Source organism: Specibacter sp. NPDC057265 (assembly GCF_042668835.1).
Lineage (GTDB): Bacteria > Actinomycetota > Actinomycetes > Actinomycetales > Micrococcaceae > Specibacter.
In genome coordinates this window covers 106,953-133,016 of the sequence record NZ_JBHUYE010000007.1, presented here as the reverse complement: position 1 = coordinate 133,016, position 26,064 = coordinate 106,953, and the positions used below count along the sequence as shown (strand labels likewise).

Here is a 26,064-nt window from a genome sequence, read left to right as displayed (position 1 = left end):
AGGGGGACATGCTGTGACTGAGGTACCTGCCATCAAGGTGTTGCTGGTGGATGATCAACCGCTTTTGAGGATGGGTTTCCGCCTGATTCTCGAGGGCGAGAACGACATTTGCGTGGTTGGTGAAGCTTCCAACGGCAGGCAGGGGTGTGCGGCCGTGGAACAACTGCAACCGGACGTGGTGCTCATGGACGTGCGGATGCCCGGAATGGACGGCATTGAGGCTACCGGAGTGATCAGCTCCTCGGCATCACAGGCGCGGGTCATCATTCTGACCACCTTTGACCTGGATGAATATGCCTTCGCAGGTTTGCAGGCCGGGGCCAGTGCCTTCCTGCTCAAGGATGTTGCGCCGTCGGACCTGGTGCAGGCCGTGCGGTTGGTGGCCAGCGGTGACGCCGTGGTGGCGCCGCGCGTCACCCAGCGCCTGCTGGAAAATTTTGTGCGCAACAGCCCTTCCCGGCAGGCCCAGCCCGCCGATCCGCTCCTGGAGGAACTCACACCGCGGGAGTTGGAAGTGGCGCAGTGCATTGCCCAAGGACTTTCCAATGCCGAGATTGCCCACAAACTGTTCCTCTCTGAAGCCACGGTTAAAACCCACGTACGCCGGATCCTTACCAAACTGCATTTGCGTGACCGTGTGCAGGTGGTGGTCTATGCCTACGAGACGGGGCTGGTGGTTCCCAGCAACCCTGACTACTAGCGCGCATGATTGAATCAAGGCATGACTTCTGCTGAGCACATTCTGGACCTTCGCGACTTCATTGCCGCTTCACCCTCAAGCTTTCATGCAGCCCATGAGGCGGGCCGGCGCCTGGCCGAAGCCGGTTTCATCCAAGTGGATGAGGCCCAGGATTGGCCGGTGCATGGAAAGTTCTTCCTGATCCGCGACGGCGCCATCATGGCGTGGATCGTGCCTGAGACGGCCACTGCCACAACCGGCTTCAATATTTTGGGATCCCATACGGATTCGCCCTCGTTCAAGCTCAAACCCAAGCCCACCACCGGCCGTTTTGGTTGGTTGCAGGCCGGAGTGGAAGTTTACGGCGGGCCGCTGGTCAATTCCTGGCTGGACAGGGAACTGCAGCTAACCGGGCGCCTGGTGGACCGTGACGGGACGGAAACCCTTGTAGCCACCGGTCCGCTGCTGCGATTCCCGCAGCTGGCCATTCATTTGGACCGGGCAGTCAATGACGGCTTGAAGCTGGAACGCCAACAGCACCTGAACCCGGTGTGGGGGCTGGGCGATCCGCAGGACAATGATCTGCTGGGCCTGCTTGCCTCCCGGTCAGGTGCGGACGCGGCCACCATTGGCGGCTATGACATTGTGGTGGCCGATACCCAGCCCGGACAGGTGTTTGGTGCCCGGGAGGAGTTCTTTGCAGCTGGCCGCATGGACAACCTCACCTCGGTGCATGCTTCATTGGTGGCCTTGCTGGCGGCTGCCGCGGTGCCGTCGAAAACGACCATTCCCGTGCTCGCCGCCTTTGACCACGAGGAGATTGGCTCCGGTTCACGCTCAGGTGCCTGCGGGCCGATCCTGGAGGATGTGCTGACCCGGGTTTCCGACGGGCTGGGCGCCTCGGTCAGTGAACGCCGCCGGGCCCTGGCCAACTCCTTCTGCATTTCCGCCGATGCCGGGCACGCAGTGCATCCGAACTACTCCCAGCGCCACGACCCGGCCAACCTGCCGGTGCTGAACGGGGGTCCGCTGCTGAAAATAAACGCCAACCAGCGCTACGCCACCGACGGTGTGGGTGCTGCGGCATGGGCCGGCCTGTGCGAACGGGCCGGTGCGCCGTACCAGGAATTCGTCTCCCACAACGATGTCCCCTGCGGCTCCACAATCGGGCCCCTGACTGCCACGCGCCTGGGGATCCGCACCCTCGATGTGGGCGTGCCCCTGCTGTCGATGCACTCGGCCCGAGAGCTGTGCGGAGTCGCCGATCCCGCCTACCTGGCCGCCATTGCCACAGTGTTCTTCGTCGACGCGCTTTAGCTTCCCGCCGCGGGCCCGTGCAGCATGGGCACCGGCCCGCAGAGGCCAATAAAGGCGCCCAGTTCCGCCATGGCTTCGGCCCGGGCCGGCATGAAGTTGCTCAGTGACGGGGAGCGGATGACCACTGCCCGCCACTGGCCGCGGGACACGGCCACGTTGATGCGGTTGCGGTTGAGCAAAAACTCCATGCCCCGGGGCGCCGCCGCCGGATCGGCGCATGCCATGGTCACCAGCACCACCGGCGCCTCCTGGCCCTGGAACTTGTCCACCGTGCCGGCCCGGACCCCTGACATCCCGGCGGCGTCGAGGGAGGCGCGGACCAGGTGGACCTGCGCGTTGTAGGCCGCCACCACCAGAATGTCCTCTTGGGTCAGGACCCGTGGAGCCTGGTCCTGGCCGGGAGTCCAGGCAAGGCCAAGATGTTCGCGCACCTGGGCCACCACCATGGCCGCTTCGGCGGGGGATGATTGCTTGTTCTCATCCCCGTTCGCCGGCGGGGTGTGGACCAGCACCATTTCCACCCCCGGGGCCTTCCCCGCCAAGTGGCGTTGTCCGGCAGCCGGGGCGGACTGCAGTTTTCCGTCGTAGCTCAGGCGTGACACGGCGGCGCAGAGCTCCGGATGCATGCGCCACGAATCGGCCAGGAAGTACCCCAGGTCAGCAGGCAGGGTGGCGTGGTCGGCGGAGAGCCAGCCCAGTGCGGATTCATCCACGGGCGCCGGGTGGGATCCCTGTGTCACTTGTGGCAGCTGCCGGGGATCCCCCAGCAGCAGCAGGCGCCGCGCGGCTCGGGACACCGCCAAGGTGTTGGCCAGCGAATACTGTCCGGCTTCGTCAATGACCAATAAATCCAACGATCCTGCCGGAACGTTGGCGCCGGTCATGGTCCATGCAGTGCCGCCTATCAGGGCGCCGCCCTCGCGGCTGAGAAGTTGGCCAAACTGTTTGTCATCGGTGGTTTTCCAGGGCACCGTGTGGTCGCCATGACGCTTCTTCCCCACACATTCCGGGTCCACGCCGGCTTTTTCCACGGCTGCGCGCAGCATGTTTTCCACCACGGCGTGGGACTGTCCCACCACGCCGATTTTCCAGCCCCCGCGCACCAGCGCGGCAATGACATGGGAGCCCACGTGGGTCTTGCCGGTTCCGGGCGGTCCCTGAACGGCAAGGTAGGAATTATCAAGCTTCCGCACGGCGTCCGTGATGGCGGTGACGTAGTCGTGGCTTCGTTTGCTGTGTCCGTCACTGTTCAGCACCGCGGAGGGCAGTGGCCCGCCGGAAGTAAGCCGGGGCGGGGACCTGCGCAAAATGTCGACGCCGGGATGCTTGGCCAAGCGGGGCAGATTCGAGCCCACGGTGTCCGCAAGTTCGGCAAGGGCTGCCCTGATGCTGGTGGTGGAAACGGGTTGGTCAGGTGTCAGGGCACAAGGAAACTGCCCATAGGGCTGGACCTTGGTGGTTGATTTTTCCACCACCAGCAAGGCGGTCAGCTCCGGTGTGGCCGGGTTGGAGACGTCCTCAATGACGGTGACATTGAACAGCCCGCCGCGGAGCGGGGCGGCGGAGGCCGGGGTGTCCGCCAGGACGGCGGAGTTCTGGGCCATGCCTTCCGGCAGCGGGGCGTTGTGCATCCCGAACCAGTTGCTTCCGGGCCGAAAATCGGAACCCTCCGTGGCTGTGCCGGTAATTTTCAAGGTGCGTGTCTGGGTCCTGGCCCGGGGCTTGTCCTCCGGTTTGGCCCAGTCCGCCACCACCTCGACGCTTTCAATGCTGAGCATGTTGCGCTCTTCAGCCCAGTCTCCCGGGCCCTTGCCGAGCCGATCAAAGTGGCCCCACCAGAACTGTTTGTCCTCCCGGCGGTGGTAGCTGGCAGCCGCGGCCACCAGCTCAATGGCCCGTTCTTCAGAGCTCGGCTTGTGCTCCTTGTCCTCCCGGAGCGCAGCCGTGAAGGCGTTGATGGCGGCTTCGCCGGATCCGGGTTCGTAGCTGGCCTTCCGTTCCCTTAACAGGGTGTGTTTCCCGCTGCCCGCATTCCAGTTTGGAAGCTGCTTGGCGGCGCCAATGCTGAACAGCCAGTCCCGCAGTCGCAGGGTGGCGACACAGTCCTCACGGTTGTATGCCCTGATGGCCGCCAGCGTTGCTGCCGCCCTGGCCTGGTGGGCGGCGGTGTCCGAGGCGTCTGCGCCCAGTGCCTCGTCGCGCTGTTGGCAGTAATGGGCATAAGCCACCACGGAGGCCCCGGCGTCCGTCACATCCCCGTCACGGGGCTGGTCCATGTAAAAAGGTTCCAGCTTTTTAATGGAGTAGGAGGAAGCTGAAATCCGCACCGACTGGCGCACAGTGTCCAGCAAATCCACCAACAACCCGGTGCGCAGCCAATCATCCACCACCTCCTCGCCCCACCCGGACCCGTGGCGGAGGGACAAATTCCGCAGGGCTGTTTTTTCGTAGGGCGCGTAATGGTAAACGTGCATATCCGGCCACTCCTTGCGCCGCTGTTCCACATAGCGCAGAAAGGCCTCAAAGGCTGCACGCTCCCCATCACGGGAGTGCGCCCAAAACGGGGTGAACTTCAGCGCGGCATTGGCGGCGGCGCCTGTCCCACCCGCCGGGGGTGCTTCAATGGAGCCAAACAAGTACTCCAACCCCCAGCTGCCGTCTTGGGAATCCTGCCACAGGGGATCGCCCTCGAAATCAAAGAAAATGTCTCCCGGGCTGGGTTCGGGCAGTTTGCTGATGGTCTCCAGCACCTTGTATTTCAACGAGCCTGCAGCAGCTGCATTAGCTGTTGGCGCCGCGTGGGCCGTGGGTTCGAGCCCCAGCTGCATGCGGGCCTGATCGCGCAGGCGCACCAGCGGCCCTGAAGGTGGCGCGGGCAGTTCCGCCAACCCGGCCACGGTGGTGATGCCCCGTTGCCTGAGCTTGCGCCGCTGGGCGGTGCCCATGCCATGGACCAGCAAGAGATCCTGGTGCTCCCGAACCTGCACGGCACAGTAGTCGCAGCGTCCGCAGTGGCCCACCCCCGCCTGCAGCCAGGCCACGGGGCGCGGCTGGCTGCGGTGGCGGGCGGCAAGGGCCCTGAACCTGTCCCGATGCTCGCCATACACTGGCAGCAGATCCGGCAGTGGGTGCCGGCTTTCGCTCTTGTCACCCAATTTCAGGACGGCGGTGGGGTGGACGGGGATTTTCGAGCTCTGCAGCTGGTCTGCGTAGGCGGCCAACTGCAACAATGCGCCCACCCGGGCATGGCGGGCCAGTTTGGTGTCATGCACCGCGTAGGAACCATCGGGCTGGCGCAGCAAAAAGTCTGCAAAGCCCACCAGTTCGCCGTCGAAAAACGTTGCCTGGAACACCACGTCTGCGCCGGTTCGCAGCGCATGGAGGGTCTCATCGCGTTTGGCCACCAGGGCCGGCCAGCTCAACTCCGCACGTTCAATCCGCTTCACCCCGGTACCACGCACGGCGTCCCACAGACCAAATTCGGCTTCGTAGCCTGCAAGGATCGCGGCTTCAAAGTCGTCCCCCAATTGAGCGGCCCGCTGCAGCATTTCATCCTGGCCGAACTCTGCCTTGGCTGTGCGGAACAATTTTTCATCCAGGATCCGCAGTGTCCGGTACTGGCATTCGCTGGCCGCGACAAGATCAGAGGCCGAAAAAATCAGCTGTTGGCTGCCTAAGGGGGAATTCAGGAAAAACATGGTGCCACCTTCCGAAGGGCTTCTGCCCGCAATGTGAATCTAGCAAGCGGCGCTGACATTGCTGCTGCCCGCTGCACGCGGCAGCCATTTAGGGCAAGATGGCACCAGGGTGCCTGTGTCAACGCGGCAGCCGTCCAGGAACTACCAGCAGGAGGATTCCATGCCAGTGTTTCACTATGAAACGCACCTTCCTTACGCCCGCGAGGATGTGTTTGGCTGGTTTTCCCGGCCCGGTGCCCTGGTGCGGCTTACGCCGTCGTTCTTTGGCTCCATTCTGGCCGAGCCAAGCGACGGCCTCAATCCAGGGTCGACGGCGGCCATGGGCGTCAGCGCGCCCGGCGGCCTGGGCATGTGGCTGGGTTCGGCGGCGGGCACCATTCGGGGACTGCTGCCCAAATCCATTGCAGGCAGCAAATGGACGCGCCCCGAGGTCCGCTGGGACGCGCTGCACACGGAACTGGTGCCCGGCACCAGCTTTACCGACGTCATGGACAAGGGCCCGCTGGCTGCGTGGACCCACAAGCACAGCTTCCGTGACGGCGATGCAGGCAGCACCATCATGGTGGATGAGGTCAATTACGAGCTCCCGGCTGCTGCCCGCGGAGAGTGGGCCGGCGGAAAAATGGACGCCGAACTCCAACGCATGTTCGCCTTCCGGGAACGCCAGCTCCGTGGCGACCTGGCATTTCATGCCACGCATCAGGGTGAAGCCAAGGTGATTGCGGTCAGCGGGGCGTCAGGGCTGGTGGGGCGGGCGCTGTGTGCGCTGCTGACAGGCGGCGGGCATACCGTGCTGCGGCTGGTCCGCCGGGCACCGCGGAACGCGGAGGAAATCTTCTGGGACCCCGACGCCGGCATCCTGGACACCGCAGGGCTGGCACGGGCCAGCGTTGTGGTGCATTTGGCCGGCCATCCCATTGGTGGACGGTTCACTGACGCCACCAAGGAGGCCATTTACCAGAGCCGGATCCGCGGCACGCGCCTGCTGGCGCAGAGCCTGGCGGATTTGGCGGCCGACGGGGTGGAGCGCACACTGGTGTCCGGTTCCGCCGTGGGGTACTACGGGGCGCACCCGAATGCTGCGGCCGCATCAACTTCCCTGCAGTCAATGCGCCAAGAGTCGAGGGAACTTGTGGAATCCGACCCGGTGGGGGACGACTTTTTGGCCACCGTGTGCCGGGACTGGGAAGCGGCCTGTGCGCCTGCCGCCGAGGCCGGAGTCAGGGTGGTCAACGTTCGTACAGGCATTGTGCTCTCCGCCGCGGGCGGCGTCCTGCAGCGGCTGCTTCCGCTGTACCTTGCAGGAGTGGGCGGACCTCTGGGAAATGAACAGTGGCAAAGCTGGATTGGTGTTGATGACATTGCCGGAATCTTTGCCCACGCCGCCTTGGACGCCAAGACAAGCGGCGCCGTCAACGGGGTGGCGCCCCATCCGGTCACGGCGGCGGAATTTGCAGCCACCCTGGGCCGTGTGCTGGGCCGGCCGGCGGCCGTAAAGGTGCCGGCCCTGGGCCCTAAACTGCTGCTGGGCGAACAGGGCGCCGCCGAGCTTGCGCTCGCGAGCCAGCGTGCATCGGCCGCTAAAATCCAGGAATTGGGCTACGACTTCCGCACCCCCGAGCTGGAAACGGCGCTGCGCCACATTTTGGGCCACCCGCCGCTCTGAACTGCCAGCGGGCCCCAAACTCCCATCCGGGCTAGGACGCCGTGCCGGTGACCTGCTCCGCGGCGGCTGCATCCGGCGCCGTGCGCAGGGCGCGCAGGCCAAGGGCAGCCATGACAATCAGCACGGCGGCCGCCATCATGTTGACCCACAAGAAGCCGCCGGCCGCCAGGACCGGTCCGGCCAGGGCTGCCATGGCGGCGGCGCCGAAGTTCATCATCATGTCGTTCGCGCCCTGAAGGGGGACGCGCAGCTTTTCCGGCGCAGATGCATTCAGCAGCGACGAGCCTCCGATCAGGCACGCCGACCAGCCAAGTCCCAGCAGGGTCAGGGCCAGGGACATGGGGAACGGTTCGCTGCTGTCTGAAACCACCGCGCCGGTGATGATTGCGGCGAGGAAAATGCCGCAGCCCATCAGCACCACGGTGAGGGCGCCGAGCTTGTCCACGAACCAGCCAAAGAGCGGACTGGCTGCGTACATGCCCAGAATGTGCAGGCTGATGACGACGCCGATGACCTCCAGGGAATGCCCGTGCGCGTCCATGGCGACGGGGGTCATGACCATCACGCCCACCATGATGGCGTGCCCGCCCGTGACGGTGGCCAAAGCGGCCAAGGCGCGCGGGTTGTGGCTGGCCAGGCGCAACGCGCGCCAGGCGCCGTGTGATTTCGCCAAAGTTGCCGGATCCGGGGCCGGGCTGCCCTGGCCGGCACCGGTTGGAGGCGTGCCGGCAGCCGGTGCCAGGAAGAACACGGCCATGACCAGGGCCGCCGTGACGAAGGCTGCCAGCGAGAACACAAACGGGCCCGACAATGGCACCAGGCCCAGCGAGATGCCAAACAACCTTCCCGGCTCGGACAGGTTGGGGCCCGCCACCGAACCAGCAGTGGTGGCCCAGATGACGATCCCCATGGCCCGGCCGGCCTTCTCGGGCGAAGCCCCGTCAACTGCGGCGTAGCGGGCCTGCAGGCCCGCGGCAGTGGCCGAGCCAAAGAACAGCATGCCGGCGGCCATCAGCCAGAACTGCCCCAGGAAAGCCGCCAACAGCACCATGGCTGCCCCCGCGGCGCCCAACGCAAAACCGGCACTCAACGCCCATCGGCGTCCGGCCCGCACCGCAAGATTGGCCAACGGCACGGCAACCAGCCCTGCACCCAGGGCCGACGCTGTCTGGACAAAGCCGGACGCCGCGGTGGTACCAGCCAATTGGGCAGCCAATATGCCGCCCACGGCCACCCCTGACGCAACGCCAACCCCTGACAACAGCTGGCCCACAACCAGTACGATCTGGTTGCGGCGCTGAACATGGGGATGGCTCATGTGTTGATCCTTGTTGCCGGACGGGTGCGATGGCTGTGCCCTGAGGTGGAAGTGGACCAAACCAGTGTGACAGAGGATGCACCGGACCAAGACAACCACCCGGAAGATGCCACTGGCCTGACCGCCCGGCCCGCCGCAGGGCAGGATTCCATTGCGGCCGGGCGGGCTGCGTGCCCGGCCCGTGGACGGCAAGGAAGCTGCCTGCGCGGCAGGTGCGGATGCACTAAAGGAAGCCCATTTCCACTTGCAGGAAAGCCTCGGCCGAGCGCACGGCACCAGCAAATGCCTCGTCTTCCGTGGGGGACTGCTGGGGCCTGCGAATGTACCACTGGTGGATGTTGGTCCGCACCCGGACCACCCCGCCACCGGCCGGGGCGTAAAACAAACCAAAGCGCTGCACAGGCCACTCCGCCGACGTTTCAATTCCCACCAACAGGGCACAGTCCAGGGCAGGGTTGTACCACTGGGCAATGGGTCTCCGCCGGTCCTCCACAAACAACCCGGCAGCATAGCGGCCTGCCGCAGCCTGCCCCATTTGCACAGACAACCGCTCCCGCCACAGCGGCAGGATTGCCGTGTCGCGGCGCTGCCACATGGCAGGTATCAGAGGTCTGTCACTGCGCGAACCCATGCAGCAAGTCTAGTTAAGAGCCGGATGGTTACCAGGGCAAGTTTTAATTCCACGCCGGCTTGGCTGCGGCGCTGCCGTCCAAGGTCTGCAAACAGCGGAAGGCTGCAACACAAAACAAAACTGCAGGAAATAATTGAACTATTTTGGCAATTTACTGGTGCGCCCGGGTTTGAATGGGGTATCTTATAAACAGTTCCGGTGAATTAATCCCGGAATGTCCGCGTGCAAGCAGAAGGGAGGCCATGATGTTTACAGTAATCAAGACCGCAGATCATATGTTCGGTACGGCCCCCACTGGCCGCGACTCCAGGACATCGTAACAACCCCACGTTACGAATGCTGTGGTTGCTAAACCACAGCCGTCCCAAGCCACCAATCCTTCAGGTTTAACGCCCAGCGGCAAACGTGGCTTTTCATGCACAAAAACATTCGCGCACTTTTGTGCTCTCATAATGCCTTTTATCAAAATAAACAGAGGCTTTATTTGCCGCGCCACAAATCCGTTTTATTTAACATTTACAGCAAAGGGGGTGAAAAATGAAAAAGTCCTCATATCCCAAGCGTTCTTCAACGCTGCAGCGGGTGTTCAATGCGCCCTTGGACCAGCAGAAACTTGAGCAGGTTCGTGTGCGTGCGCAGCAGGACCTCATGGCAATCAATCTGCACACCATCCGCTAGTGAACGCCGCTTCCAGAAGGGAGGTGGCATTGATGGCCATTACCCATCACCACCACTGTCAACGGCAATTGGGGCAGGGCCACGATCCTAAAAATGCCCACGCCCATGTTGGTGTCCAACCCATCCATAAAACAGCCCGCACTGTTCCTTGGCGACAAGGAACAGTGCGGGCTGTTTTGTTTGGCGTGGCACCGGTCATTGCAGGTGTTTATTCGCAACCCACGCCATCACCATCGCGGTCCAGTTTTGACTGAAAACCCGGCTGGCCAGCGTAGATGGGTGCGGCGCCTGCCGCACGCACCGCGGCGCAGTTGGGGTAGGGGGCCACGGGCACGGCCGGCGCCACCGGAGCTGCCTCCGCGGGAGCCGCGGGCACGGGAGCCGCGGGCACGACCGGGGCGGCCGGTGCCACCGGGGCTGCCTCCGCGGGGGCCACGGGCACGGCCGGGGCGACCGGGGCTGCTTCGGCGGGGGCTGCGGGCGCAGGAGCCTTTTGATTGGTGGGGGCCAAAATGTCCGCGCAGTCCGCTAGGACCTTTTCCATGGCATCATGTTCACCCGCAGTCACCCACAGCGAGTAGGTGGCCTTGACGGATATTTGCCGGGCCACGTATTCACAGCGGAAGGACTTGTTGGCCGGCAACCAGGTGGCGGCATCGCTGGCACCTTTTTGTTGATTGCTGGGACCATCCACGGCCAGCAAATTCAACGGGTCATTTGCAAAGGCCATGCGTTGATCCGCAGAGAGTTGCTGGGCGCCTTTTTGCCATGCGTCATTCAGGGCCACCACATGGTCAATTTGGACGGCGCTGCTCGTTGCCGGGCCACGGACAAAATCAATGGTGGTTCCCGTGTAGGGGTCGGCGAGCCCGCCCGTGAGCACTATGCAGTCGTGAGTGCCGGGCTTGAATGTCTCAGCGGCCAGGTCCCGCGCCAAGATGTCATTGCGGGTATCGCAGCCATTCCTGTCCACATCCGCCCACGCCGGGCCAAACTCTTCCCGGCTGTAACCGGTCTTCGGCGCCCGCCCCTTGATGGGCAAGGTGGCCAAAGCTGCCAGGGCCGTGGTTGCATAGGCCGGCTGAACGGTGCCTGCCAGGCTGGCGTTGCCGGCATCAGGAACCGTGTCACCATCCAAGGGCGCAACATCGGCGGCGATGTCCTGGGCCTGTGGGCTTGCGCTGGCAGTGGCCGTCTCCACGGAGGCGTCCGACGCCGGTGCCGCCGCCGGTGCCCCGCCGCAGGCGGTGGCGGTGAACAGGACCGTTGCAAGAACAGATCCCAAGATGAAATCACTGGACCTGAAGGTGCGGGGAAGTCGTGATGAAGGCGCGGTGGATGAAGGCAAGGCAGAGTTCTCCCAAGGTGAAATAGGGCAATAAGACTCAAGCTTAGTGCCCGACGCCCCGCACTTACGCCCGTGCCTCCACGCTGGCGCCCGCTGTGACCTCCGCAAGAATTTCCCGCAGCATTTCCTCCCCGGCCAAAATGCCCCGTTGGGAGGTGAGCCGAAGCTGGGGGGCGGCAAATCCGGCGTCGTGCAGTTCCCCGTGAAGGGGCCGGAAAGCCAGCTGCGCGAACTCCAACATGCCCTGATCCAACAAGGAATCCCCGGCCGCAATGACGGTGTCGGCGCCGGTGCGCCGGGCAATTTCAGCCAGGGCATCTGCCTTGTTGATGGGGGCCGGCACGCAATAAAGCTTGCGCCCCTGCACTGAGACTGTCCAACCGCCGCCGGCGCACAAATCCTCCAACTCGATCAGGAAGCTTGCCGGCATGGCTTCACGGTCCACAATGGCGTAGACAAACAAATCCTCGGCCCGGCGCAGACGCAATATCCAGGCCGAAAATTCCGGCCGTGCCAAGTGGGCCTCGATGCTTTCCAGGGGTGCGCAATTGGCATTCATCAAGGCAGCCAATTCCGTGTTCCAGGCGGCATCAGGCACCCCATGATGAAGCAGCACACCACCATTTGAAGTTATCGCATACTCTGCAGTGGCGCCGGGCAGCTGCACACGTTCATATTGCGCCTGCGTGCGGGTGGTGGCGGGAACAAAGGTGGCGGCACGCTGCACTTGGCTGAGCAGCTCCTGCGCCGTGCGCGTCATGTAAGACAGCGGGGCACCGTCATAGACCTCCGCAACCACCATGGCAGGTGCGTCCTTGTCGGCCCCCGTAAGCCAGAGCGCGCTCTTGGAGTATATGAGGGTACGGTCCAGATCACACGCCACCAAAGGTGCAACACTCATGCGTTGGGCACTGCCTTTCCGTCGGCACCCACGGCGCTCTTGTCAAACTGCGGATGGATCAGTCCCACACAGCTGTAGGGCAGTCCCGGAACGTCCTCCACAGGCGTGCCGCGCTGTTCGGCCAGGAGCAGCACGTGGGCCACATCCTCCAGGGCGTCGGGATTGACCAGCACCCGCCAGGGCACACGACGCAGGAGCACGCGGGTGGTCTCGCCCACGCCGGGCTTGACCAGGTTGACGTTGTTGATCCCGTAATCGGCACTGATTTTTTCCACCGCATCCCAGCCACTCCACGTCACCTCCGGGACTTGGCCCTGCTGTGTTGCCAGCTGCCGGGCCACCGCTGCGCCAACGGAGTCGAAGTGTGCGGCAATGGCGTCCAGAAAGTCGTTGGAGACATCATTGCCGGCGAGCTGTGCGTAAAACTTGGCACCGTGAAAATCACCAGGATCAATGTGTTCACGGTTAAACACGGTGCGGGAAACCAGACCCGAGACGGTGGAATTCAGGCACGCGGAGGGGATCAAGTAGTCCTCCCGCGTGCCGAACATGGATACACAGTGGCCCGGATCCGCCAAGACCGCCAAATCGGCGTGGAAGCGGATGCCCGTTTGAGTGGCAAAATCATCCACGGCTGCCGCGAGTTCCCGGGAGATGGCGCCCTTGCCCGTCCATCCGTCCACAAACAGGATCTGTTCGGGCCTAAAGTGCGCTGCCAAATAACGCAGGGCGTTGTGGTCCATGCCCACTCCGCGCACAATGCTCATGGTGAAGTGCGGCACGTCCAGACCGTGGACGTGCCGGGCCCAGCGGCGCATGAGGATGCCGATGGGTGTACCGGCCCGGGCCAGGGACACCAGCACAGGATTGCCGTCCCGGGCCGCCAACGCCAATTCCGTCACCACGCCCACGGCTGTGGCAATCCGCTCGCCCGCGCGCTCCAGGGCCTGGTTGTAAAGGGCTTGGTATTCGGGACTGGGGGAGTATTCCACGGGAAGGGATTCGGCATAGTTCGCGGCACCTGATTGAATGGCGCGTTCCCGCTCTGCAGTGGCCGCCTCCAGGGGCACATGGCTGAGGTCTTTCAGCAACCAGGTCACCTCATGCGCGGCGTAGGAGCCAAAGTCCGGGCCCCTTAGCGGGGTGGGGAGTGTCAACTGGTTCATGAGGCGCTGCTTTCCTGGCGGGGTGCGGTGGTGGAACACGGTGACGGGATGTCTGCGGGCAGGAGGACCACTACAGCGTCCCGTGCCGCGGTGGCCATGGCCGCCCCCAATGAGGGCAGCTGGGAGACGGAGCTGTGCACCACTGCGTTGCGCGGGGTGCCGGGTTCGGGGAACACCACAATGGTGCCGGGGCGCTGGTGCGAGCCGTTGAGGTTATAGGCAAAACGGATCCCGGGGCCATCGTGGCTGAGGTCGTGGCTGGCGAAGCTGAGTGCACCATTGACGGCATATCCCGGGGTGTCCACGGGAACAATGGGTGAGCGGGTGGTGGTGGAGAACAGTACCTGCGTCCCGGGCAGCAGGGCCTCGAGGGCATGGGACACCGCCAGGGGCAGGAACATGTTTTCCTCACACCCCACCACTGCAACCGGGCCCTGGCAGGCCGTGGTTTGAAGATGCGCGGCAACCTGGCGGGCAATGGCTGCAATGGTGGTTTGATCCGGCGGTGCGGCATTGCCAAAACGGTCACTGCGGATGGGGGCGGCCTGCGCTGCTGAAAGCTCCACAAAGCTCAGCCGTCCGGCGGCAACCGTGCCGGCCTCCACTGGCGGCAGTTCGGCAATTAGTTCCGCGGCACGGCCCAGAATGTCTGAACCCAGTTCAATGTGGCCGGTGCCCAGCGCCGTCACCTTGATCCGGCAATCCAGTTCCGCGGCCAGGGCCTCAAAGCGGGCCTTGTCGGCGGCGCTGCGTAAATCTATCAAGGCCGCCACCACGTACAAGGAATGCGGCACCAAGGCATGCAGTTCACGAATGGTGTTGATGACAGTTGAGCCCGTGCTGAATTCGTCGTCGACCAGCACCACCGGTCCGTCACCGTCAAGCCACTGCGGGGAAGTGGGCACCATGGCATGGGAGGTGGCATGGGAGTGCCCCTCCTGGAATCCCGCGGACGGCTCCACGCCGGGGGTGGCATGACGGGTGGAGTGGATGTAAAAGGCTCCCAGGGCGTTCGCCACCAAGCGTCCCAGGCCGGTGGCCGTTTCGGCGTAACCAATGACAATGGCTTCGGGGGCCTGGCTGGACAGCTGCTCCAGCTGGGCTGTGAGGGCCGCAAGGGCTTTGCCCCGCTGACCCACAGTGGAGTGCAACACCGTGCTCAACTGTGCAGCCGCAGCGCTCAATCCACGGTGCAGGCCAACGTTGTGGGCCCCGGTGCCGCCGCCGAGTGCCGCTTCCAGTTCCGCGGCCACAAAGGCTCCCAGCAAAGCACCTGCCGCCATCACCAAGGCAGGCTCGGCAGGGATATGTTTGGCCAGAACCGTGGACACCAACAGGTGCGCCCGCTTGGGATTGCGGCGAAGCGCCAAACCCACCAACTCTGCAACAGCCACGGCGGCAGCAGGATCGCTGTGCAGGCGCACTCCAAGTTCCCTGGCCACAAAGTCACCGTTCCATGGCACGTCGGCTGTCAAAGAATGTGCGGTGGGCGCAGCAGTCACGGCATGCTCCCTTCCAGCAGATCCACGAATGTCACGTCGGATGCGGAAACACCAAAGGCCTCTGCACGCAAAAGTGTGCTGCGGGCCCAGCCCTGGTGTGGTTTCATCTCGTTCATTTTATTGCCGTAGGGTGAGGCGGCTGCACCGCCGTTGACGTTCCCGGCAATGGCCAGCGCGTCCAGGTATTCTTCGTGGCTGACCACACTCATGGCACGAACCAATGCCACATGCGTGGGGTGAATGACGGTTTTACCCAAGAGCCCATTGGCCAGGTCCAACTCGATTTCACGAATCAACACATCCAGGTTGGCCGTCATGATGCGTTTGCGCAGTTCCCGCTCCTGGGTGCCGGCAAAGGGTGTGGCGCGCAACTGCGGACGCAGCACCCGTTCAGTGTTGTTGTAGTGCTCCCATACGGGACCGGAGATAATGAAACCACCTGTGGGTCTGCCCAGAACATTGACAATGTCACTGATGACATTGGCCACGACCTTGACGTCATAGATGGTCAGGTCCCTGGAGCGCCGCAGGCCGAAGGCGCTCCCCATGTCAGTGGCGCCAATCCGGATGGATAAAACATCCGCACGGTTGGCCGCCAGCAAGGCAGCAATGTTCTGCAATGCCGCAGCACGGGTTTCCACGTGGATGACGGCCGGGGACTCCAAAATGGGCATGATGCGCAGGCGATGTTTGCCTGCGGTCCGGCCGTCCAAGCCCAGTTCGGCCTGGACCAGGTGCAATGCGTCGAAGAAGGCGGCGGCCACACCGGATTCGTTATCAAACTTGGGAATCACAAACCCTGCCAACACAGCTGTTGCGGGACCGGCCTGGCGTGCCACCGTCAGCAACTGCCCGGGCGTGCGCACGCGCACAAACAGCAGGGGCAGATCCCCGCCACGTTCCGCCAAGGTTTCCAAGGTGGCTACCACTGCCTTTTCGGCGCTGGGGACATCCGCGTCGGCAATGGAATCCTCCAGGCACAACACCATGGATCCACAACCAAGTTCGCTTTGCCGCAGCACATCCTTGACCAGGTCGGGCCGGTTGGCCGGGGTGTAAAGGGTTCCCCCCAAAGCGACCGCTTGAAGTTCCGGGCCGCTGTGCACTGACACCTCGGCGGGGAGGCGGTGGAAAAGTGCCGCCGATTGGGCAGCTGGCAGGGAACGGAAATGGCGCATGAGACCTTTCGGCAGAGAGCAGGGAGTGACTGGAGCCTTAACGACCATACGTTGAAGACGGCGCCCGGTGGGTCATGGTGAAATCAAACTCTTGCCAAATTTTTACATCCGGCCAGTCCAACGGGACGGGCTCGGCCCGAAGCTCCAGCACATTGCCAATGCGGTGCACCAGCAGCACAATTTGGGCACCGTTGGCGGCAGGGGGCAGGGCCACGGTTTTACCGGAAAACAGCCTCACCCCCATGGCTGCATTGCTGCGGTTCATGAAAAGGGCGCGACGCAAATGCCGCACATGGCGCAGCGAAATGAGGGCATCCGGGCCCTGGTAGCCCACCAGTTCACGGTTCCCGGTGGTCATGATGGGCGTGCCCACCTGGTGCCCGTCCACCGTCCGCCCGCCCGCGACAAAGCGCACGCTTTCCCAAGCAGTGGCGGTGCTGCCCGTGATGACCAGGGTACCCACGGCCGACTCCAGGGGTGAGAGCCGGCAAACGCGCTCCGCGAGGTTCAGCTCGTACAGCTCGGCAATTCCGGGCGCGGGAAAGAGCAGGCCCACCTCATGATCCTCATGCTGTGCCTTTTGCCGTTGGGCTGCCAAGGCCTTGGCCCGCGGACCGCTGGCCGGCGGTGCCGCAGCGCCGCGTGCCGGTCCGCCCTGGCCCAGGCTGAGGGAAGCGGATGCGCGGGTGCCGGTGGGGGTTGATGACGGTGCGGCAGCGGCGGAACCGCTGGAACGGCCTAGAACGAGTCCAGACGGCGGCGCTGAAGTCCCTGCCGGGGCCTGGACTGTGGCGGCGCGGGCGGGCGGAGTGGCGGCCGTGGTGGTGGCCGTGCCGGACGACGGCGTGGGCACTGTTCCGGGCTTGATGCGGCGACGCAAAAATCCGAGGTCGGTGCGGGGGGACGGGGAAGGATTCAATGTTCTGGCCTACAGCTTGATTCCGTAGTCTTTGGCCACTCCGGCCAGCCCCGTGCTGTAACCCTGGCCAAGGGCGCGGAACTTCCAATCATTGCGGTGCCTGTACAGTTCCCCGAAGATCATTGCCGTTACGGCCTCCAGCCCCGAGGTCGACAAGTCAAAGCGGACCAGCTCCCGGTTCTCTGCGGTGGCAACACGAATATGGGCGCTGCGCACGGAGGAGAACGTACCGGGGCCGCGGAACTCGGGATCGACATAGACGAAGAAAACAATTTTTGAAATCTCCGCCGGGACACTTGAAAGGTCCACGTCAATTTGCTCCTGGTCGGTGTCGCCCAAAAATGTCACCGAGGAGTCAACACTGACCAGCTGGTTAAAGAACACCAGGTGCTCATTGGATGCGGCCTGGCCACTGGAGTCGCACATGACGGCAAAGGGAACCAACTCGGTTTGCGGCCCCCTGGCAGGAATGGTGTCCCATGCCATGCCCACCACTACATGGTCCAGTCCTGGATTTTCTGCCGTCAGTGCGGCATTGGCCCCCGCCACTAGTGTTGCCAAGTCTGGCCCTCCAAACGCAATGGGTCTCGGTCGGTTGCTGGTTGTTGAAGCTGCAGGGCGGCGTCCTGGGCGGAAAATTTATCGGCCAAAAAGCGTCCGTGCGTCGAAAGTTCCTCCACGGCGCCAATCCGGATTTGATTGAGCAAGTCCTTCAAGGTCGCTTCCAGCGTGGCCAGTTGCTCGGCGAAGAGGAATGTTGCCGATGATTCCTCCCCGTGATGCGTTGGCGGCAAGGCCAGGTACGCCTGCAAAGGTGTGGGCACATAGCTACAAATCATCGCGTTCAGGAGCACCCGCTGCTCCGTGGAACAGCCCCGCACCAAAATGTCCGCCACTGCGTCCCGCATGAGATCACCCAATTGACGCAACTGCGAGGTCAACAGCGGGGGCAATTTGCTGCCGGAGCGGCGCACGGAGGACCGCAGCGCATCCACCGCTGCCCCCATTTGCGCAATTTCCTGCGCAACGGGGTCGACGGCGGGCTGCGGGGGCGCCGCCGCCGGCCCACCGCCGCCAAATCTTCCCGACCCAAAACGGCCAATCATTGCATCATCCTTGCCTCATGCTTGGTGGTGCTAGTCCCGTTCGGACTGGCGTGAGCGCTCCAAATACGGCTTGGCCTTGGCCAGTCCGTCCTCCAGGGCGTGGACAGTGCCTTCCATGTTCCTGGCCGCCGAGGCCCGGAAGGTGTCAATGGCGTCCATGGTCTGGAAAACATTGTCAAAGGCCTTCTGCAACGTTTCCACGCTGACACCGGAGGTGGATGCCTGCTCGTGGATGCGCACAGTCTGGTCCTTGAGCATCTCAGAGGTCTTCAAAATCATGTTGTTGGTGGTGGTGTTGATGGCGTCGATTTGGTCCAGGACCATCTTCTGGTTCGCCAGTGCCTGCGCCACAATGACTGCGGTGCGCAACGCCGAAATGGTGGTGGTGCGTGCCCTGTCAACGCCTTTGATGAGTTCCAGGTTGTTCTTCCGGATCAGGTCCATGGCCAGGTAGCCCTGCACCGACACTGCAAGCTGCGTCAGAATGTCCTGGTGGCGCTGGCGAATGGGAAACAAGACGTCGGCTTCGAGTTTCTGGGCCTGCTCAATTTGACCTGCGGCACGGGTGGCGTCAATCTTCTCCACGCAGGCAGCATCCAATGCCTTGGCGAAAACGGCATATTCACTCAGGCTTTGCATGGTCTCCCACAGCTGAACCTTTTCGCCGGCCAGGGAGGCGTTGTCCTTGAGGAGCTCGTCCTGCCCGGCCATCAGGGACTTGATGATCGCATCAAGCTGGGTTTGGGCCGATTCATACTTCTGGAAGTACTTGGCCAGTTTGTTCCCCCCCGGAATGAAACCCAGAATCTTTCTTCCCACACTTAGATCGGCATTATTGGGGGTGAGGTCCTCAACGGTGGTCCGCAGCTCGTTCAAGGTCCCGGCCACTTGGGCCTGGGGGCCGTTGCCGCTTTTTTTGGCGCCGGCCATGGACGTGGTGGAACGCTCCAACATGCGGCTGGAAGCATTCGAGGACGTGGTCATCTCATTCCCGGCCAGCTTGGAAATGCCATCTATCTTGCTGGTGAACTCGGGGCTGCGGGCATCATAGGCGGCAATTTCACTAATGTAATCCCGAGCCTGGGCATGAATCTCCGCCTGGCGTTCCGCCGGAACGGGAACCATGCCCGGGGCCTCTTCGACGGCAACAACGGCGGGCGCGTCAGGGGCCTTGAGGACCAAGGCCGTCTCGGTTTCAGAAGGAGGTGTCAACGGTGAAGTCATAGTCGGATCCAATTCATCTTTCAAGGCGGAGGGAGTTGGGGCAGGGGTGGGAATTATCCCAGCGGGACACCAAAGTCGGCGGCAATGCCGGCCAGGCCCGTGGCATAGCCCTGGCCCACTGCCTTGAACTTCCATTCCCCGCCGCTGCGGTAAATCTCGGCAAACAGCATGGAGGTTTCAGGGGCAGCGTCTTCACTGAGGTCAAAACGCACAATTTCAGAGTCGTTGGCTTGGTTCAGCACGCGGCAGTAGGCGCCGCGAACTTGGCCAAAGTTCTGCCGGCGTTCGTCGGCCTGGTCAATGGAGACCACAATGACGACGCGCTCGACGTCGGGAGCGACAACTGTCAGGTCAATCAGGATCTGCTCGTCATCCCCTGCACCCTCACCGGAGCGGTTGTCACCAAGGTGGGAGACGGACCCGTCCTTGGCGGTGGGCTGGTTGTAGAAGATGAAATCATCGGCGGAGCGGACCTTGCCGTTGGCGGCCACGAGCAACGCCGAGGCATCGAGGTCAAATGCTTCACCGGTGGTGGTGCGCGGATCCCAGCCCAAACCCACCACTGCCTTTTGCAGACCAGGATCGGTCTTGGTCAGTGAAAGGTTGTTGCCTTTTGCAAGTGTCAGTCCAGCCATGAGGGTTCTCATCCTTACTAGGTAATGGTGCAGGGGCGGGGTGCGGTCTGCCGCCACACTCCCGAAGCGAAACTAGTCCAAAACAATCCCGTAATCCGTGGCAATGCCATGCAAACCGCTTGCATATCCCTGACCCACGGCACGGAACTTCCATTCGGCGCCATTGCGGTAGATCTCAGCAAAGACCATGGTGGTTTCGGAGGCGGCATCCTCGGAAAGGTCGTAACGAACCACTTCCTGATCCGTGTCCTGGTTCACCACGCGGCAGTACGCGTCACGCACCTGGCCAAAGTTCTGCCGGCGGGCATCGGCCTGATCAATGGAGACAACTATGATCACCTTGTCAATGTCGGTGGATACCGCGGTGAGGTCAATCAGGATCTGCTCGTCGTCACCGTCACCTTCGCCGGTGCGGTTGTCACCCAGGTGCTTGACGGAGCCGTCCTTGGCTTCGAGCTGGTTGTAAAAGATGAAGTCGTCATTGGAGCGGACTTTGCCGTTGTGCCCAATCAGCAGGGCAGAGGCGTCCAGGTCAAACGCCTCACCGCTGGTGGTGCGGGGATCCCAACCAAGCCCCACCACAGCCTTGGTCAAGCCGGGATCCGCCTTGGTCAACGAAAGGTTGTTGCCCTTGGAAAGTGTCAAAGATGCCATTGAAACTGAACTCCTTAATGCGAAGTTGGTGAACTAAACGAACCGTTGGCGAAACCCTACAGGGTTGCTGCTGCAGGCTGTACCAGGTCCATGACGGTGCGGCCATTGGCGCGTTCGCCCAAGGCTGTGAACTTCCAGCCGGCATCTTCGCGGGAAACCTTGGCCATGATCATGGCAGTGTGGGTGCCGGCGTCGGTGAGCTGGAAGCGGGCCACTTCGGGGGAGCCGGGAGTTGAATCATCCACGAGGCGGCAGAAGGCGTTGGCAACGGTGTCGAAGGTCTGTCGGCTGTAGCTGCTGATGACAAAGACTATCTGGGCCACGGCGGGGGAAACCTTGGAGAGGTCCACGAGAATGACCTCATCATCACCGTCACCCTCGCCAGTAAGGTTGTCACCGGTGTGCTGGGTGGAGCCGTCCTTGCTTTTCAACTGGTTAAAGAACACATTGTCCAGGGCCTTGCCGGAGGCATCAAAGAAGATTGCCGAAGCGTCGAGATCCACTTCGGCTTCCTTCTTCAAGCCGCCAAAGAAACCACGCTTGGTGGGGGCTGCCGAATCCCAGCCCAGTCCCATGCGCACCCGGGTCAGGGCAGCGCCGTCGTTTTTCTTCAATGAAAGGGCCTGGCCCTTTTGCAAACTAAGTCCCATAGCGTTCTTCTCCTTTGAGGTTGTGCGGGTTTAAGTGGATGGGTTTGCTGGTTGGGGAATTGCGCCGCCCAAGCCCAGCTTTAGCGGGTGGAAGTCTGGAATTCGCGGGAAGGCCGTGAGGGCCTGCAATCCGCGCAGTAAATGGGCAACCGTCAGCGCCAGTGCGTTGATCCCCGGGGACCAATCAAATGTCTTCATGAACACGCGCTGACAAGCTCCTCATGAGGCCCCCGGTGCTTGGCGCCCGGATGGCATGGACGATGGTACTGCGGCCGCACGCGGCCCGTCGGCTCACGCGTGGATCGAACAATCCCAATTATCTCTGGTGAGCCTACATATTCCTAATGGTTGACGGGCCCAACAAGTTCCCGCAGCTTGGCCTGAGCTGTATCAGGGGTACGTGATTGTTACGGGCAAAAGCCCGATATAACACCGGCTTCAGGCACAGGCAGTAAGGTCATGCCCATTGCTGTCCATGCCGCTGGGGTGCCTGCCTGGATTCCTCGGACCGAAGTTGTTGAAAGTTTGGCTGAACTAAGGAGTTGGGGACTTGAGTGCTATTTTGCTGGACGCCAAAGGGCAGCGGCGGCTGAACATTTTGCTGCAGTGGGCGGAAGCAACTGCCCTTGCTGGACACCAGGTGCCTGAAGAAAACCATTTGGTGATGATTGCCCATACCAAGGTGGTCTCCGTTGACGGGGACGGGGAAACAGTGGTCCAAATGTGGGCGCCCACCATTGAATGGATGTTGAAGCAGGCAGCTTTTGGGGTTGTTGAACCATTTTTGCAGTTGCCTGATGAATTGCAGCTGCCCGTGGGCTACGTGCCCGTGCCGGTTGAAATGGGTGCCATGGAGGAACCGGTGCCGCCGGCGGCAGCCCCTGGGGCGGAGTTGGCTGCGGAAGAGGTCATTCTGCCCGATCCTCCCCTGAAAATATCTCCCAAGGCCGCCGTTTCCAGAACCCCCAAGTGGGAAACCGCCGCCATGGAGCAAGTGCAGGGAACCATCAAACGGTGCATTAAGCCCTTGGAGTCTTTGCGGGCCCGGGACGCCAATGAGGGCGACACCCGTATGGTGGTGACGGATCTGTTGTGTGAAGGCTTGGACTATGACAAGTTCAAGGATCTCACCACCGAGTACATGGTGAAGCAGGACTTTGCGGACTACGGGGTGCGCATTGACAAGCAGATGGTGGCCTTTATTGAGGTCAAGCGCATCAGCCAAAAACTCAATGAACGTCACTTGCGCCAAGTCCTCATGTATGCGGTCAATGAGGGTGTGGAGTGGATGGTTTTGACCAATGGTGCCGTCTGGCAGGCCTACCACCTCACCGGCGGGCTTCCCGTGGTGGTGGATCTTGCCTTTGAAGTCGACCTCTTGGGGCCAGCCAGCCTGGCTGAAAAGACCGAGCTGATGTTCCTGTTGCACAAGGAAGCTCTCAAACGCCGAAGGATTGACGACGTCTGGCGCCATCGCGCGGCCACGGAACCGGGAGCGCTGCTGGATGTAATCCTCTCCGAACCGGTCCTCGACCAGCTCCGCAGGGAGGTGCGGCGTCGAACCGGCATTGCCACCACCGCGGAATCCCTGAGCGAGGTGATCCGCACCGAAATTGTGGACCCCAAATTGATAGCCAGGCTGTTCAAGGTCTCCGAGGCTGCCAAACGCTGAGCAGCGGAGCGCCAACTTACCGGACAGGAATGCAAAAAAGCAGCACAAATGGACAAGTTAGGGTGTGGTCAGTCCACAGCTGGACATTTTTGTCCTACAGTGAGATTCATGAAAATCGCGATCTTTGCCACCTGCATTGTGGATGCCATGTATCCGCGCACCGCACGCGCCACTGTCACGCTGCTGGAACGCCTGGGGCACGAGGTGGTTTTCCCTGCTGGGCAGGCGTGCTGCGGACAAATGCACGTCAATTCCGGTTACTTCAAGGAAGCCCACGCAGTGGTGGCAAACCACGTACGCGCCTTTGACACCGACGATTACGATGTGGCCGTGGCACCCTCCGGCTCCTGCGTTGCCAGCGTGAAGCACCAGCATGAGCTCGTGGCCCGGCGCTGCGGCGATGCGGCGCTCGAGGCCAGGGCCGCCGTGGTGGGCGCCAAGACATACGAACTTTCGCAGCTGCTGACGGACGTCCTGGGCGTGACCAACGCGGCTGAACAGCTGGGCTCATATTTTCCGCACAAGGTCACCTACCATCCAAGCTGCCACGGCATGAGGTTGCTGAAATTGCAGGACCGGCAGTTGAATCTGCTCAAAAGTGTGGACGGCATTGAGATGGTGGAGCTGCCCGAAGCGGATCAATGCTGCGGTTTTGGTGGAACCTTTTCCATGAAGAACGCCGATGTGTCCAGTGCCATGAATGCTGACAAGGCAGCCAACATTTGTGGCACGGGGGCGCAGTTGTGTGCTGGTGGTGACGCCAGTTGCCTCCTGCACATTGGTGGCGGGCTTTCACGCCAAGGCAGCAATGTGGGCACGCTGCACTTTGCAGAAATTTTGGCCAGCACGCTGGAGAACCCCGTCACGGTCACCGGCGGGATCAAATTGGCAGGGAGCAAGCGATGAGCAACACTTTTCTGGGCATGCCCGCATTGCCTGTTTATGGTCATGGCAACCTCAACGCCACCGAAGCCTTTCCCAAGGCCGCGCACCGCGAGCTCGGCAATGCGCAGTTGCGGGCCAATCTGGGGCACGCCACCCACACCATCCGCGACAAGCGCCTGAAAGTGGTGGCCGAACTTCCCGACTGGGAGGACATGCGGGATGCCGGCAGCGCCATCAAGGATGCCACAATGGCCAATTTGCCGGCCTTGTTGGAGCAGTTTGAGGCGAACTTCACTGCCCGCGGCGGCATCATCCACTGGGCCCGGGATGCACAGGAAGCCAATGAGATTGTCACGGCGTTGATTCGTGAAACCGGGGAGACCGAGGTGGTCAAGGTCAAATCCATGGCCACCCAGGAAATTGGTTTGAACGAATATCTTCAAGAGCAGGGCATTGCTGCCTACGAGACCGACCTGGCAGAACTGATTGTGCAGCTTGACCATGACAAGCCAAGCCACATCCTGGTCCCGGCCATTCACAAAAACCGCAGCCAGGTCCGGGAGATCTTCCTGCGGGAGATGCCCGTGGTGGACCCGGACTTGACGGACGAACCCGCCCGCCTGGCTGAAGCCGCCAGGACTCATCTGCGCAAAAAGTTCCTCACGGCCAAGGTGGCTGTTTCGGGGGCCAATTTCGGTCTGGCGGACACGGGCACGCTGACAGTGGTGGAATCCGAGGGAAACGGCCGGATGTGCCTGACCCTGCCGGAAACCCTGATCACTGTCATGGGCATTGAAAAGTTGTTGCCCTCCTGGAGTGATTTGGAGGTATTCATGCAGCTGCTGCCACGATCCTCCACGGGCGAGCGCATGAACCCCTACACCTCGCTGTGGACAGGGGTGACCCCCGGAGACGGGCCGCAGCAAGTGCACTTGGTGCTGTTGGATAATGGCCGCACGGCGGCGCTCTCGGACCAATATGGCCGCACCGCGCTGAATTGCATTCGCTGCTCGGCATGCATGAACGTTTGCCCCGTCTATGAACGCACCGGCGGGCACGCCTACGGTTCCACCTATCCCGGGCCCATTGGCGCCATCCTCTCGCCCCTCATGACAGGCATCAAGAGTGAAGAAAACAATTCCCTGCCGTACGCATCCTCACTGTGCGGGGCGTGTTTTGACGCCTGCCCGGTGAAGATCAACATTCCTGAAATCCTGGTGCACCTGCGCGGGGAGGACGTGGATTCCAAACGGGCGAAGCTGAAGGTGCCCAGCCAAATGGATTTGATGATGAAAGCGGCCGAGTGGGCGTTTTCCAGCGGCACCACCTTGGGGCTGCTGGAGAAGGGCTTGCCCCTGGGGACACTGGCTGCAGGACGGGACAAGATCATTAAGAAACTCCCCGGTATTGCCGGTGGCTGGACGCAAAGCCGTGACATTCCGGCCCCGCCCACGCAGTCCTTTAGACATTGGTGGGACAAGGAGCATGGGAAAGGCGCCGGCGCCGTCGCTGAAAAGGCCGCCCGTGGCGGGGAAGGGGAGCAGGCATGAGCGCGCGCGAGGACATCATGAACAGGATTAAATCCGCCTTGAGTGACGCACCCCAGGCGCCCATGGTGCCGCGGGCATACCGGCGCAGCTCCACCATGACGGCGCAGCAACGCCTCGAGCAACTGGTGGACCGCCTGGTGGATTACAAGGCCAATGTGTTCCTCACGCCCACGGCGGAGGCGGGCGCGCGGGTGGCGCAGCTGCTGGCGGGAAGTTCGGCCGTGGTGGTCCCGCACGGTCTGCCCCAGGAATGGCTCAACGCCCTACACGACGCCGGCACCCCCGCCGTGCACGTCGACTCACCCGAACGGCCCCTGTCAGTCGCCGAGCTCGACGCCGTGGATGCCGTAGTGACGGGGGCGGCCACGGCGGTCTCGGAAACCGGCACCATCATGTTGGACGGCAGTGCCGGCCAAGGGCGGCGGGTCATCTCGCTCGTACCGGACAGGCATATTTGCCTTTTGCGGGCCGCAGACATTGTGGAGGTCCTGCCCGAGGCCATTGCCCGTCTGGAGCCCACGCGCCCGCAAACATGGATCAGTGGGCCCAGTGCAACCAGCGACATTGAACTGGAACGTGTTGAAGGGGTGCATGGTCCGCGGACCTTGGACGTCATCATTCTTCTCTGAGGCCGCTGCGCGCCGGTAATCGGGCAGGTAATCGGGCCGGCGCGGAGGCGGGCCTCGA

General features: G+C 62.5%; 23 protein-coding genes. 8 read left to right on the top strand and 15 right to left on the bottom strand.

Annotation, left to right across the window (positions count from 1 at the left end; translation table 11 throughout):
- The first annotated feature begins 13 nt into the window (after positions 1-13).
- Entirely contained in the window at positions 14-700 is a 687-nt protein-coding gene (locus ACFUCV_RS07585; protein ID WP_380814123.1) for a response regulator, read from the top strand.
- A 21-nt stretch (positions 701-721) separates the two neighbouring features.
- Positions 722-1,996, top strand: coding sequence for a M18 family aminopeptidase (locus ACFUCV_RS07580; protein ID WP_380814121.1), 1,275 nt, complete (start codon positions 722-724; stop codon positions 1,994-1,996).
- On the opposite strand, the gene ACFUCV_RS07575 is transcribed toward ACFUCV_RS07580, so the two are convergent.
- Positions 1,993-5,694, bottom strand: a complete 3,702-nt coding sequence (locus ACFUCV_RS07575; RefSeq protein WP_380814119.1) for a TM0106 family RecB-like putative nuclease — start codon at positions 5,692-5,694, stop codon at positions 1,993-1,995. The genes ACFUCV_RS07580 and ACFUCV_RS07575 overlap by 4 nt on opposite strands.
- Positions 5,695-5,854: 160 nt before the next feature.
- On the opposite strand from ACFUCV_RS07575, the gene ACFUCV_RS07570 reads away from it, so the two are divergent.
- Positions 5,855-7,360, top strand: a complete 1,506-nt coding sequence (locus tag ACFUCV_RS07570) for a TIGR01777 family oxidoreductase (protein WP_380814117.1) — start codon at positions 5,855-5,857, stop codon at positions 7,358-7,360.
- Positions 7,361-7,391: 31 nt separating this feature from the next.
- Here the strand turns inward: ACFUCV_RS07570 and ACFUCV_RS07565 are convergent, their stop codons facing one another.
- Together ACFUCV_RS07565 and ACFUCV_RS07560 are read right to left on the bottom strand one after the other, a co-directional pair.
- The gene (locus ACFUCV_RS07565; RefSeq protein WP_380814115.1) at positions 7,392-8,678 is read right to left on the bottom strand and encodes an MFS transporter; all 1,287 of its coding nucleotides are present in this window, start codon (positions 8,676-8,678) and stop codon (positions 7,392-7,394) included.
- Positions 8,679-8,901: 223 nt separating this feature from the next.
- Entirely contained in the window at positions 8,902-9,309 is a 408-nt protein-coding gene (locus tag ACFUCV_RS07560) for a hypothetical protein (RefSeq protein WP_380814113.1), read from the bottom strand.
- A gap of 537 nt (positions 9,310-9,846) precedes the next feature.
- On the opposite strand from ACFUCV_RS07560, the gene ACFUCV_RS07555 reads away from it, so the two are divergent.
- Positions 9,847-9,987: a hypothetical protein gene (locus tag ACFUCV_RS07555; protein ID WP_380814111.1), complete on the top strand. Its 141-nt coding sequence runs from the start codon at positions 9,847-9,849 to the stop codon at positions 9,985-9,987.
- 208 nt (positions 9,988-10,195) lie between these two features.
- Here ACFUCV_RS07555 and ACFUCV_RS07550 read toward each other — a convergent pair whose 3' ends face one another.
- The 12 genes from ACFUCV_RS07550 to ACFUCV_RS07495 all read right to left on the bottom strand — a co-directional run bounded on the left by ACFUCV_RS07550 (position 10,196) and on the right by ACFUCV_RS07495 (position 21,270).
- Positions 10,196-11,272, bottom strand: a complete 1,077-nt coding sequence (locus ACFUCV_RS07550) for a DUF1524 domain-containing protein (protein WP_380814110.1) — start codon at positions 11,270-11,272, stop codon at positions 10,196-10,198.
- A 127-nt stretch (positions 11,273-11,399) separates the two neighbouring features.
- Positions 11,400-12,236, bottom strand: coding sequence for an HAD family hydrolase (locus tag ACFUCV_RS07545; RefSeq protein WP_380814108.1), 837 nt, complete (start codon positions 12,234-12,236; stop codon positions 11,400-11,402).
- Positions 12,233-13,402, bottom strand: a complete 1,170-nt coding sequence (locus tag ACFUCV_RS07540) for a cysteine protease StiP family protein (RefSeq protein ID WP_380814106.1) — start codon at positions 13,400-13,402, stop codon at positions 12,233-12,235. The genes ACFUCV_RS07545 and ACFUCV_RS07540 overlap by 4 nt, the downstream gene beginning before the upstream one ends.
- Positions 13,399-14,904, bottom strand: coding sequence for a phosphoribosyltransferase domain-containing protein (locus ACFUCV_RS07535; protein WP_380814104.1), 1,506 nt, complete (start codon positions 14,902-14,904; stop codon positions 13,399-13,401). The genes ACFUCV_RS07540 and ACFUCV_RS07535 overlap by 4 nt, the downstream gene beginning before the upstream one ends.
- Complete coding sequence (locus ACFUCV_RS07530) at positions 14,901-16,082, bottom strand: HpcH/HpaI aldolase/citrate lyase family protein (RefSeq protein ID WP_380814102.1); 1,182 nt, start codon at positions 16,080-16,082, stop codon at positions 14,901-14,903. The genes ACFUCV_RS07535 and ACFUCV_RS07530 overlap by 4 nt, the downstream gene beginning before the upstream one ends.
- 37 nt (positions 16,083-16,119) lie before the next feature.
- The gene (locus tag ACFUCV_RS07525; RefSeq protein WP_380814100.1) at positions 16,120-17,001 is read right to left on the bottom strand and encodes a hypothetical protein; all 882 of its coding nucleotides are present in this window, start codon (positions 16,999-17,001) and stop codon (positions 16,120-16,122) included.
- A gap of 9 nt (positions 17,002-17,010) precedes the next feature.
- The gene (locus ACFUCV_RS07520) at positions 17,011-17,562 is read right to left on the bottom strand and encodes a TerD family protein (RefSeq protein WP_380814098.1); all 552 of its coding nucleotides are present in this window, start codon (positions 17,560-17,562) and stop codon (positions 17,011-17,013) included.
- Positions 17,550-18,107 (bottom strand): hypothetical protein, encoded by a 558-nt coding sequence (locus tag ACFUCV_RS07515; RefSeq protein WP_380814096.1) that lies wholly within the window; start codon positions 18,105-18,107, stop codon positions 17,550-17,552. Before ACFUCV_RS07515 ends, ACFUCV_RS07520 begins: the two co-directional genes overlap by 13 nt.
- Positions 18,108-18,137: 30 nt before the next feature.
- The gene (locus tag ACFUCV_RS07510) at positions 18,138-19,331 is read right to left on the bottom strand and encodes a toxic anion resistance protein (protein ID WP_380814094.1); all 1,194 of its coding nucleotides are present in this window, start codon (positions 19,329-19,331) and stop codon (positions 18,138-18,140) included.
- Between the two features lie 53 nt (positions 19,332-19,384).
- Positions 19,385-19,966 carry a TerD family protein gene (locus ACFUCV_RS07505; protein WP_380814091.1) on the bottom strand — a complete coding sequence of 194 codons (582 nt, stop codon included), beginning with the start codon at positions 19,964-19,966 and terminating at the stop codon, positions 19,385-19,387.
- A gap of 72 nt (positions 19,967-20,038) precedes the next feature.
- Positions 20,039-20,620, bottom strand: a complete 582-nt coding sequence (locus tag ACFUCV_RS07500) for a TerD family protein (protein WP_380814089.1) — start codon at positions 20,618-20,620, stop codon at positions 20,039-20,041.
- 56 nt (positions 20,621-20,676) lie between these two features.
- Entirely contained in the window at positions 20,677-21,270 is a 594-nt protein-coding gene (locus ACFUCV_RS07495; RefSeq protein ID WP_380814086.1) for a TerD family protein, read from the bottom strand.
- Between the two features lie 550 nt (positions 21,271-21,820).
- Here ACFUCV_RS07495 and ACFUCV_RS07490 point away from each other — a divergent pair.
- The 4 genes from ACFUCV_RS07490 to ACFUCV_RS07475 all read left to right on the top strand — a co-directional run bounded on the left by ACFUCV_RS07490 (position 21,821) and on the right by ACFUCV_RS07475 (position 26,006).
- On the top strand, positions 21,821-22,942 hold the full coding sequence (locus tag ACFUCV_RS07490) for a hypothetical protein (RefSeq protein ID WP_380814084.1): 1,122 nt from the start codon (positions 21,821-21,823) through the stop codon (positions 22,940-22,942).
- A 108-nt stretch (positions 22,943-23,050) separates the two neighbouring features.
- Complete coding sequence (locus ACFUCV_RS07485; protein WP_380814083.1) at positions 23,051-23,848, top strand: (Fe-S)-binding protein; 798 nt, start codon at positions 23,051-23,053, stop codon at positions 23,846-23,848.
- Positions 23,845-25,377, top strand: coding sequence for a LutB/LldF family L-lactate oxidation iron-sulfur protein (locus ACFUCV_RS07480; RefSeq protein ID WP_380814082.1), 1,533 nt, complete (start codon positions 23,845-23,847; stop codon positions 25,375-25,377). Before ACFUCV_RS07485 ends, ACFUCV_RS07480 begins: the two co-directional genes overlap by 4 nt.
- On the top strand, positions 25,374-26,006 hold the full coding sequence (locus ACFUCV_RS07475; RefSeq protein ID WP_380814080.1) for a lactate utilization protein C: 633 nt from the start codon (positions 25,374-25,376) through the stop codon (positions 26,004-26,006). The genes ACFUCV_RS07480 and ACFUCV_RS07475 overlap by 4 nt, the downstream gene beginning before the upstream one ends.
- Positions 26,007-26,064 lie beyond the last annotated feature (58 nt).